General features: G+C 38.9%; 1 protein-coding gene and 1 pseudogene. Both read left to right on the top strand.

Going from position 1 to position 1,744, the window contains the following annotated elements; all coding sequences use genetic code 11:
- Positions 1 to 649 (top strand): annotated as a pseudogene (locus DF216_RS10300) (DUF308 domain-containing protein); the annotation flags it as partial.
- A gap of 9 nt (positions 650 to 658) precedes the next feature.
- On the top strand, positions 659 to 1,744 hold a 1,086-nt coding region (locus DF216_RS10295), incomplete at its 3' end, for an AI-2E family transporter (RefSeq protein ID WP_001055024.1).

The following is a 1,744-nucleotide window of genomic DNA, read 5'->3' as shown; positions in this document are numbered from 1 at the left end:
GGAAAATGCTGATGAGGAAGAAGATATCCATCTTGGAATAGTGAAGTCTGGTAAGACAGCAGAGCTAGAAATTTTTGTTCATACAGCTGAGACCTCCCTGTTTTCGGCAATTGGTCATGTGGATATCTGCTATCAAGGCCGTGTTATTTCTTATGGCAACTATGATCCGTCTTCTGAGACCTTATTTGGCATGGTAGGAGATGGTGTCTTATATTTCTGTGATCGTGACAAGTACATTGACCTATGTAAACGTGAGAGTCAAAAAACGCTTTTTGGTTATGGGATAGATTTGACGCCTGAAATGGAAAAAGCAGTTCAGAAAAAGTTGGCTGAATTGAAACAACTGACGATTCCATGGGAGCCAAGTGCAGATAAAATCATGACAGGTGATGGTAAGGAAGACTACACCTACGCTTATAAAATCAGACATGAGACAGATGGGGAACTTTATAAATTTATCAAATCTAAGTTTAAATCCTACTTTGTCTTATCTACAAACTGTGTGCTCTTGGCTGATACCATAGTCGGTCAGGCTGGCACCGATATCCTCTCACCCAAAGGATTTATCGCACCAGGAACTTACCAAGCTTACCTTGACCGAGAGTTTGAAAAACCAAATAGTATAGTCGTATCTAAACATGTTTATTAAGGAGAATTTATGAATTTAGTAAAAAAATACACCCCATTAATACTTTTTATAGGGCTGGTTACTCTTGTAATTCTGAATGCATCAAGCTTTATATCAGGGGCAGTATCTCTCTTTGAAGTAACTTCTACCTTGATTTATGGTGCTGTCATTGCTTTTGTGCTCAATGTTCCCATGAAAAAAATTGAAGAATTCCTAGTTAAAATGAAGGTAAAGGCAGGGTTGCGCCGTCCGATTGCTATGGTGCTTGTTTTCCTATCTCTTATCTTAATCGTGATCTGTCTTTTGGTTTTGGTGCTTCCAACCCTTGCTCAGACTATTAGTCAGCTGGGAGCAGTCCTTTCAACAGTCCTGACTCAACTTGGGAAATTGCTAGACAGCTCGGAATTTGTAACCAAAGACATGCTGTCAACTATCGTATCAGGAATTCAGGGACAGTCTAGCTCTATTAGTCAAGCTTTGATAACCTTCTTATCCGGTCTGACTAGTAATATAGGAAATATTTTTTCAAGTATAATGAATGCCTTTCTGATTATAGTATTTACCTTTTTATTTTTATCCAGTAAGGAACATCTGGCAGCGATGACGAGTAGACTTCTAAAAGTTATATTTCCAGAGAAAGTGGTGACAAAGTTAACTTACATTGGACAAGTAGCACTAGAGACTTATGACCAATTTTTGATGAGTCAGCTGATTGAAGCAGTCATCATAGGAGTTATGATAGCGGTTGGCTACAGCCTGTTTGGACTACCTTATGGGGTAATGACAGGTATATTTGCAGGAGTGCTATCGTTCATTCCTTATGTAGGGCCTATGATTGCTTGTGTTGTGGGAGCGATTTTTATCTTCACAGTGAGTCCTACTCAAGCCTTACTTTCTCTTCTTCTATATCAAGTTATACAGCTGATTGAAGGAAACCTTATTTATCCTAGAGTTGTAGGTCAATCTATTGGTTTGCCAGCTATTTTCACGCTTGCGGCTGCTAGTATTGGAGGCAATCTCTTTGGCTTACTTGGGATGATATTCTTTACACCGATATTTGCTGTTATCTATCGATTGGTTAAGGAATTTGTCGTTGCAAAGGAAAATCAGCTAGAT

Source organism: Streptococcus oralis (assembly GCF_004127215.1).
In the GTDB taxonomy this organism is placed as follows: domain Bacteria; phylum Bacillota; class Bacilli; order Lactobacillales; family Streptococcaceae; genus Streptococcus; species Streptococcus oralis_BD.
The sequence above is the reverse complement of the archived record's forward strand: the minus strand, read 5'-3'. Positions and strand labels throughout refer to the sequence as shown.